Here is an 8,097-nt window from a genome sequence, read left to right as displayed (position 1 = left end):
CCCCCGACCCCCGCACCCCGCGCTCTCACCGCCGGCCGACGGCTTCCGACACGGCCGCCGCGACCACGGCGGCCGGGCGGCCGGTGGTGTCGACGCGGAAGTCCTCGGGCCGAGCCCGGTCGAGCACCCGCGTCAGCTCACCGGCCCGGCGCAGATGCCGGCGCAGGCCGTCCGCGTCGTCGTGGTGCCGCCGGATGAGGCGTTCGCGCAGCACGGCCGGGGCCGCCGTCAAGCGGCAGACGGACAGCTCCGCGCCCACCGCCGCCCGGTACCGCTCGCGGTCCCGATGGCGCTCCACCACACCGGCCAGGACCAGCCGACGGGCTCCCGCCTCGAAGTGGTTCCGCGCCAGTGCGCGCAGATTGCGCAGCTGGAGTTCGAAGTTGAACGGGTCGTCGGCGGGCGGCGGCCAGAACTGGCAGAGCCGGTCGAGATCCACGACCGCGTGCGGGACACCGGACTCCGCCAGGCGGTCGGACAGGAGGTCGGCGACGGTGGTCTTGCCGGCGCCGACGGTTCCGGTGATCAGCAGTGCGCGGCGCTCGGCGCGCGGCTCGGGGACCATGCGGGGACTGTACGGCCCGTCCGGCGCGTCGGCACGGGGTTTGCCGCGCGGCCCGCGTCGGCCGGACGACGGAGGGAGGGCCGGACGAGTCCGGCCCTCCCTCGTTGCGAGCTCGCTCCCAGCGGGTGTTACTTCAGCTTCGTGCCGGTGGAGCGCAGGTCGGCGCACGCCTTCGTGACGCGCTCGGCCATCGAGGCCTCGGCCAGCTTGCCCCAGGTGCGCGGGTCGTACGTCTTCTTGTTGCCGACCTCGCCGTCGACCTTCAGCACACCGTCGTAGTTGGTGAACATGTGGGCCGCGACGGGGCGGGTGAAGGCGTACTGGGTGTCGGTGTCGAGGTTCATCTTCACGACGCCGTTCTCCAGCGCCGTGGCGATCTCCTGCTCGGTGGAGCCGGAACCGCCGTGGAAGACGAAGTCGAACGGGTTCTGCTTGCCGTACTTGGCGGCGACGCCCTCCTGGAGGTCCTTCAGGAGCTCCGGACGCAGGACGACGTTGCCCGGCTTGTAGACGCCGTGGACGTTGCCGAAGGAGGCGGCCAGCAGGTAGCGGCCCTTCTCGCCCAGGCCCAGCGCCTCGGCGGTGCGCAGCGCGTCGTCGACGGTGGTGTACAGCTCGTCGTTGATCTCGTGGGTGACGCCGTCCTCCTCGCCACCGGTCGGGGTGATCTCGACCTCGAGGATGATCTTCGCGGCGACGGCCAGGGCCAGCAGCTCCTTGCCGATCTCCAGGTTGTCGCTCAGGGTCTCCGCCGAGCCGTCCCACATGTGGGACTGGAAGAGCGGGTTCTCACCGCGCTCGACGCGCTTGCGGGAGACCTCGAGCAGCGGGCGGACGTAGCCGTCCAGCTTGTCCTTCGGGCAGTGGTCGGTGTGCAGCGCGACGTTCACCGGGTACTTCTCGGCGACGATGTGCGCGAACTCCGCCAGCGCCACCGCGCCGGTCACCATGTCCTTGCTGTACTGGCCGCCGAGGAACTCGGCGCCACCGGTCGAGATCTGGACGATGCCGTCACTCTCGGCCTCGGCGAACCCGCGAAGCGCCGCGTGAAGCGTCTGCGTCGAGGTCACGTTGATGGCCGGGTAGGCGAACTTGCCAGCCTTCGCCCGGTCGAGCATCTCGTTATAGACCTCGGGGGTTGCGATGGGCATGTGTCCGCTCCTTGGGAGATGTGCGGGTGTGCATGGGGTGTTTTGATGTACGACCCTGACCGTTGGGCGACGTCATCGTCGCCGCCCATCTTCCCAGACGGCGCCCGAACCTCCAGAGGGGCTGTCCGGCGGATGGACGGCGCGCTACCGCCCGCATACCTGCCCGACACGCCGGCATGTTTCACGTGAAACCTGCCAGCGGGGTGAACCCGAGTGAACAAGGCCACCGGCCCCGGCGGGCCGGTGGGCCGTGCCGCGCGTCAGGACAGCCCGAGGTCGTCCAGGTCGTACGCGTACAGGTAGTCGAGCCCGGCCTCGGCCATCGCCGGGGCCGCGCTGCGCTCGACGATCGTGGCGACCGCGACGACCTCGGCGCCCGCCTCCCTGGCGGCCTCGACGGCGGTCAGCGGGGAGCCGCCGGTGGTCGAGGTGTCCTCCACGATCAGGACCCGTCGGCCCTTGATGTCCGGGCCCTCGATGCGCCGCTGGAGGCCGTGCGCCTTGCCGGCCTTGCGGACGACAAACGCGTCCAGCCTGCGGCCCCGGGCGGCGGCCGCGTGCATCATCGAGGTGGCGACCGGGTCCGCGCCCAGGGTCAGCCCGCCGACGGCGTCGTAGTCCAGGTGGGCGGTCAGGTCCAGCATGACCTGGCCGGTCAGCGGAGCCGCCTCGCCGTCCAGGGTGATCCGGCGCAGATCCACGTAGAAGTCCGCCTCCTTGCCGGAGGAGAGGACCACCCGGCCGTGCACCACGGCTTTTTCCTTGATCTGTCGCAGCAGCTCAGCACGCACATCGCTCATGAGCCCTCACCCTAAGCCAGCCGCACACCGGCGCCGCGCCGGCTACGCCGACGGCTCGTGGCGGCGCCAGCTCCAGGTCGTCGACAGCTCGAGCGGTGAGATCGGAGTGACCAGCCGGGTGTGGGAGTTCAGGCCGTTGGGCGGGCCGGACTGCGGCTCCACGCACACCGCCGCGTCCTGCTCGTCGTAGACCACCACCCACTCGGCGCGGCTGGCCACCTTCAGCTCCAGCTCACCGGGCCAGGTCAGCGTCGCCGACAGGCCGTCCGGCACACCGAACGCGTCGTCCCACGGGCCGCTGCCCGGCTCCACCCGCCGTCCGGTCGGGATGTGGTGCTCGTCGCGCTCCTCCCGCCAGGCGGGGTCGAACTCCAGACGCGCGTCCTCGCCGCCCAGGCCGAGGTTCCGGCGGAACCAGGGGTGCCAGCCGACCTGCGCGGGGAACGAGTCGCCGAACGTCTCCACGCCGAGCGTGAGCGTCAGCGAACCGCCGTCCTCGGCGAGCTCCACAAGCTGGTTGACCGTGCCCGACCAGGGCCAGGGGTCGCCGAGTTCGCGGACGAAGGCCGCCGAGCGCTCGTCCGCCCGGGCCGTACGCCACGGCACGTCCCGCACCAGGCCGTGTATGGCGTGCCCGGTCTCGTCGACCGGGAGCTGGTACATCTCGCCGCCGCTGCGGAACCGGCCGGCGGCGGTACGGCCGCACCAGGGGGCCATCACGAACGAGCCGTACTCCGCGCCCTGCCGCAGCAGTTCGACGCCGTCCACCCGCAGCGAGGCGAGACGGCAGCCCGACCCCGGCCGCACCACGACCTCGGCACCCCGTGCCCGCAACCGGACTTCCTCGTTACTCAGCGCATTCACGCCGCCAAGCGTAGGCCCTGCGACGCGCGCCGGTGCGGCGCGCCTTCGTGGGGCTCTGCGGCCGTGGAAGGCGCGGGCTCAGCGGCGGCGGCGGAGGGCGCGGGTGAGGAGGACCGCGGAGGCGACCGCCAAGGCGGCGGCGGGGGCGGCCCAGCGCAGGGTGGCGCCGGTGGTGCTCGGCTCGGGCGGCGGGACAGGGGCGTAACGGCCGCGCGGTGGCGCGTGGTCGACCTCCTCGGCGCTGCGGCCGATCATCGTACGCCGGGCGTGCGCCGCCTCCGCCGGGGGCGGCCCGGCGGGCTCGGGGAAGGCGGTCAGGCCGCCGGTGTCGGTGTCGTCGTCGGCGTCGGCGTCGGTGTCGTCGTCGGCGTCGGTGTCGGCGTCGGTGTCGTCGTCGGCGTCGGTGTCGGCGAAGAGGTCGTCCACCGGCATGTCCGGTGATTCGGCGGCGTCGAGGGCGGCAGCGTCGTCGAGGGCGTCGGCGTCCGGGCGGGAGGCGGTGTCCCCGTCGAGCGCGTCAGCGTCGTCCACGTCGTCGGCCAGTGGGTCGAGGGAGGGCGGCGGGATCTCGGTGTCGAAGATCGACGGCTTGTGTGGTTCCTCGCGGGCGGCGTCGGTGTCCGACGCGTCGTCGGCCTTCGGCTGTTCGGCGGCGGCCGCGGCCTGCTCGCCGCCCGCGTCCCGGGAGGTCTCGGGAGCCGGGATGCCGGGGATGACACGGGCGTTGTCGTCGTCGGACGGGTCGGCCGCCAGGCTCTCGCCGAGAGCCGCGCCGAAACGGTCCAGCAGGCGGCGGGCCGCCGCCGTCAGCTGGTCGGTGCCGAACTCGGCGAGTCGGCCCGTGCCCTCGGCGCCTCCCGCGAAGGCGAGCACGGTGCCACCGGGTGGTCCGTCACCCGCCGCCCCGGCCGTGCCGGGGCCGTAGGAGGGCCGGGGCGTGACGGTCAGCCGCATCCTGGCCGCGCCGCTGCCACGTGCCTCGGTGCCCTCGGCGAGGATGGAAAAACCGTTCTGCTCAGCGCTGAGGCGCAGCATCCCGCGATAGGTGATCGTGGAGCCGGCGACCCGCACGCGCAGCCGCCCGCGGACCACGGCGTCGTCCGCCTCGTCGGCGTTGACGGCGTCGAGCTTCAGGCCCGGCACGCACCGCATGCCGCGCTCGGGTTCGGCGAGCGCGGCCCGTACCGAACCGACCGGAAACGGAACGTACACCTCGTGCTCCATGCCGGGAGCCTACCCACGTGGGCCCCGACATGCGCCCCTCCTCGCGCCCCCCCGCGTGCCGCCGCGACCCGCGCCCGGCGGCGGGTCAGAGGACGTGGGCGGCGATCGCCCGCGCGCAGTCCAGGGCCTCGGTGCGCGTGGTGTCCACCTCCAGGTCGTAGACCACCTCCCGGTGGACCACCTCCGCCTGCGACGCGGCCATCCCGTGCAGGCGGTCGCCCCTGGCCACCTCACGGCCCGCCGCGACCGCGCCGTCACACCGGACGCCGACCCACAGCACGTCCAGCCCGGCGAGGGCGTTCCGCCAACGCTCCTGGCCCGCGGCACCGCTGAGGAACACCTCGTCGACGATCACCCGGGCACCCGCCCGGACCATCGCCGCCACTCCCTCGGCCCACGCCGTCTCCAGAGCCCGGAACGCCGGCCCGACGTTCACCCCGCCGTCGGGCGTGAACTCGATCCCCGACTCGGTGCCCTGCATGGCGGCGGGCATCGCGTCGACGAGCGTGTCCACGCCGAGGGTCAGCCACGGGTCGGGCAGCACGGCCTGGAGGCAGCGCGAGATCCCCGACTTGCCGGCGCTGGAACCGCCGTTGAGCACGATCACCCGAGTAGTCACCGGCCGACCGTAGAAGCGCGCCGGCCGCGCCCACAAGGCAATAACGCGCGCGGGGCCGGGCCGACACGTCCGGCCTGGCGGGCGTCAGAAGCCGTAGCGGGGATGGACGAGGGTGGAGGGCGGCAGGTCGCGCCGGTCCAGACGTCCGGCGCGGGCGACCGCACGGCGCAGGTCGGCGGCCGTCAGCTCACCCGGCCGGATCTCCGGCGGCACGCCCACCGGCGGTGCGTCTCCCCGCGCGGCCAGCAGGAAACCCCAGTCCCGGGACGACGGGTGCTCTGCGCGCTGGGCCCGGTCCGGCCAGTCGCCGAAGGACGACAGCCGGCCGTCGACGGCGTAGCCGGTGACGGCGAAGCCGGCGGCCCGCAGCGTCGCCGCGACCGTTCCGTACGTGCGCGGGTCCGTACCGGCGGCACCCGCGTGCACCGCCAGCCGCCCGCCGTCGTCGAGCACACGCGGCAGCAGGCCGTAGAACTCCAGCGAGTACAGCTTTGTGCTGGCCGTGATCCGGGGGTCCGGCAGGCCGGAGACGACAACGTCGTAGCGCTCGCCGCCGCTCGCCGGGCGGCCGCGCAGCCAGCTGAAGGCGTCCGCGGTGATCTGCCGGACCCGCGGGTCGGCGAGCGACCGCCGGTTGAGCTCGCTGAGCACGGGATCGGAGGAGGCGAGGTCGAGCACGGCCGGGTCCAGCTCCACCACCGTCACCGACCGGACGCCGGGGTGGCGCAGCACCTCCCGCACCGCGAGCCCGTCGCCGCCGCCGAGCACCAACACACGCGCGTGCCGGCCGGCGGCCATCGCCGGGTGCACCAACGCCTGGTGGTAGCGCGCCTCGTCGCTCGCGCAGACCCGCAACCGGCCGTCCAGGAAGAGTTCGAGGCCCCCGGTGGCCCCCTGGCCGTGGCCCGGGCCGTCGGTCAGGACGATCTCCTGCACCGCCGACTGCGTCGCGACGCGGACCGTTCCGCCGTACACGGCGCGGCGCGCGGCCTCCTCGAACGCCGACGCGGAACACAGCGCGGCGAGCAGCAGCCCCAACACCACGCTGTTGACCAGCAGCAGCCCCACGCGGGCCGACCGGGTGAGGTCGCGCCGGAACAGCCACAGCACGACAAAGCCGCCGGCGAACACGTTCACCACCCCGATCAGCAGCGCCCCGGTGAGCTGTCCGAACAACGGGAGGAGAAGAAAGGGGAAGGCGAGCCCGCCGACCAGCGCGCCCACGTAGTCGGCGGCGAACAGGTCCGCCACCGCGCCGCCGACGTCCTGCTCCCTGATGCGCTGGATGAGCACCATGAGCAGCGGCATCTCGGCGCCGATCAACCCGCCGACGACCAGGGAGAACACGACCAGTGTCGTCCGGGACTCGCCGAACCAGGCGAAGCACGCGTACAGCGCCATCGCGGAACCGCCGCCCACCAGCGCCAGCAACGCCTCGATGTAGCCGAAACCCTGGGCGGCCTTCCTGCACAAACGCTTCGCCACGAGCGAGCCCATGCCCATCGCGAACACCATGACGGACAGCACGATGGACGCCTGCGTGACCGAGTCACCGATCAGGTAGGAGGCGAGCGCGACGAGTTCGAGCTCGTAGACCAGGCCGCAGGCGGCGCAGACGAACACCGAGGCGAGGACGAGGAACCGCCCGACCCCCGGTCGCACCGGAAGCCGAGGGTCCCCGGTGCCGGTGCCGCTCCCGTCGCGCCCCGCCCCGTCGCGGCCGGTCCCGTCGACGCGGGTGGCGGTGGCCGACGAATCCTGCGAGGAGGGCGGCGTCGGGGTGTGACTCTCACCCCGTCCGGCCACTGCGCCCGGCTTCCGGGCCGGATCGCGGACGGGCTGGTCGATCATGTGTGAACGCTACGTGACACCAAACCTCCCATTTGTCACCCACAAGAGCGAATTCCGCGCCGCCAAGGGGCCTATGGGACTACCGAGGCACCACCACCCGTGCCATCTCGGTCGCTTCAGATGTCTCGCACGCTGATCCTCGTACGGGTCGCCACCAGACGGCCCTCCTGCGGATAGGAGTGCCACGTGCGCCAGGAGACCTGCCCCGACTCGCCGCTCTGCGCAAGCAGCGCCGTGAACGCGTACGGGCTGCCGGGGAACGTTCCCGCGAGTCCGTGCGGATGGTCGGCCACCAGCGCCAGCAGCTCCTGCGCGCGCCCCGCGAACGACCCCCCGGACAGCGTCTCGACGCGGGCGGCGAACTCGTAGTCCCAGCCGCCGAGGCGCCGCGACACCGCCGCCGGCAGCGGCGAGCTGCTGCCGGGCATGCAGGCCACCGTCTCCGAACAGCCGCCCTCGGCGCCCTCCACCAGCACCTGGTGGGAAGCGCCGAGCAGCCTCAACTGGAGGCGGGGCCCCGCGAATTCGAGGTCGAGCGTGGCGAGCGACGGCAGCGGTTCACGGCCGAGCGCCCAGGACAGGTCGCCGGCACGGGTGTCGGAGTAGGCGGTTTTCAGGGTGGTGAGCATGGGTCGGCTCCGCAAGACATGTGGAGGGTGGCCACGGCCACTCCTCGATCTCGACCTCGGGACGTTGCAATCGCCGGGTCATGCCCACGTCGGGGTCCGGGATACGTCTTCACCGAATCATGAATTGCGCCAAGTCCACAGGGTTTTGACTCAACTTCGGGGCGTTTACATACCCCCGAGGGCTTACTGGCTCACGTGTTCAAGCAACCGCCACCGCTTCGGGTGACGTGTCGCCGCGGCGTCGGCGCGGGAGTGTGGGAAGCGCGCGCGTACACAGCGCGGACGCGCGCGGGAGCGCCGCGCTCACCCCCACCCGCCGGCGCACGCCGTGGCCACGCCTCCCGGCGCGCGGTTCCGCGCCACCGGCGCGACCCGTCGGCCCTCACTCCCCGCC

8 protein-coding genes are annotated in these 8,097 nt (G+C 73.1%); all 8 read right to left on the bottom strand.

What is annotated here, in order from left to right; genetic code table 11:
- Window positions 1-25: 25 nt before the first annotated feature.
- The 8 genes from FNX44_RS20200 to FNX44_RS20165 all read right to left on the bottom strand — a co-directional run bounded on the left by FNX44_RS20200 (window position 26) and on the right by FNX44_RS20165 (window position 7,703).
- On the bottom strand, window positions 26-565 hold the full coding sequence (locus tag FNX44_RS20200) for an AAA family ATPase (protein ID WP_143649887.1): 540 nt from the start codon (window positions 563-565) through the stop codon (window positions 26-28).
- A gap of 128 nt (window positions 566-693) precedes the next feature.
- Window positions 694-1,716, bottom strand: coding sequence for a class II fructose-bisphosphate aldolase (gene fbaA / locus FNX44_RS20195; RefSeq protein ID WP_143649885.1), 1,023 nt, complete (start codon window positions 1,714-1,716; stop codon window positions 694-696).
- 260 nt (window positions 1,717-1,976) lie between these two features.
- Window positions 1,977-2,516, bottom strand: coding sequence for an orotate phosphoribosyltransferase (pyrE, locus tag FNX44_RS20190; protein WP_143649884.1), 540 nt, complete (start codon window positions 2,514-2,516; stop codon window positions 1,977-1,979).
- Window positions 2,517-2,558: 42 nt separating this feature from the next.
- On the bottom strand, window positions 2,559-3,380 hold the full coding sequence (locus tag FNX44_RS20185) for an aldose epimerase family protein (protein ID WP_143649882.1): 822 nt from the start codon (window positions 3,378-3,380) through the stop codon (window positions 2,559-2,561).
- Window positions 3,381-3,458: 78 nt separating this feature from the next.
- Complete coding sequence (locus FNX44_RS20180) at window positions 3,459-4,604, bottom strand: SRPBCC family protein (RefSeq protein WP_143649880.1); 1,146 nt, start codon at window positions 4,602-4,604, stop codon at window positions 3,459-3,461.
- Window positions 4,605-4,689: 85 nt separating this feature from the next.
- Window positions 4,690-5,211, bottom strand: a complete 522-nt coding sequence (gene cpt / locus FNX44_RS20175) for a chloramphenicol phosphotransferase CPT (protein ID WP_143649889.1) — start codon at window positions 5,209-5,211, stop codon at window positions 4,690-4,692.
- A 96-nt stretch (window positions 5,212-5,307) separates the two neighbouring features.
- Window positions 5,308-7,074: a polyamine aminopropyltransferase gene (locus FNX44_RS20170; RefSeq protein WP_143649878.1), complete on the bottom strand. Its 1,767-nt coding sequence runs from the start codon at window positions 7,072-7,074 to the stop codon at window positions 5,308-5,310.
- Between the two features lie 116 nt (window positions 7,075-7,190).
- On the bottom strand, window positions 7,191-7,703 hold the full coding sequence (locus FNX44_RS20165) for a DUF2617 family protein (protein ID WP_143649877.1): 513 nt from the start codon (window positions 7,701-7,703) through the stop codon (window positions 7,191-7,193).
- Window positions 7,704-8,097 lie beyond the last annotated feature (394 nt).

This window comes from Streptomyces alkaliterrae, assembly GCF_007097205.2.
Lineage (GTDB): Bacteria > Actinomycetota > Actinomycetes > Streptomycetales > Streptomycetaceae > Streptomyces > Streptomyces alkaliterrae.
The sequence above is the reverse complement of the archived record's forward strand: the minus strand, read 5'-3'. Positions and strand labels throughout refer to the sequence as shown.

Excerpts from the sequence above, each read along its gene's own strand:
- FNX44_RS20170 (WP_143649878.1), bottom strand. The coding sequence starts at position 7,074 with ATGATCGACCAGCCCGTCCGCGATCCGGCCCGGAAGCCGGGCGCAGTG.
- pyrE (WP_143649884.1), bottom strand. The coding sequence starts at position 2,516 with ATGAGCGATGTGCGTGCTGAGCTGCTGCGACAGATCAAGGAAAAAGCC.
- fbaA (WP_143649885.1), bottom strand. The coding sequence starts at position 1,716 with ATGCCCATCGCAACCCCCGAGGTCTATAACGAGATGCTCGACCGGGCG.
- FNX44_RS20165 (WP_143649877.1), bottom strand. The coding sequence starts at position 7,703 with ATGCTCACCACCCTGAAAACCGCCTACTCCGACACCCGTGCCGGCGAC.
- FNX44_RS20180 (WP_143649880.1), bottom strand. The coding sequence starts at position 4,604 with ATGGAGCACGAGGTGTACGTTCCGTTTCCGGTCGGTTCGGTACGGGCC.
- FNX44_RS20200 (WP_143649887.1), bottom strand. The coding sequence starts at position 565 with ATGGTCCCCGAGCCGCGCGCCGAGCGCCGCGCACTGCTGATCACCGGA.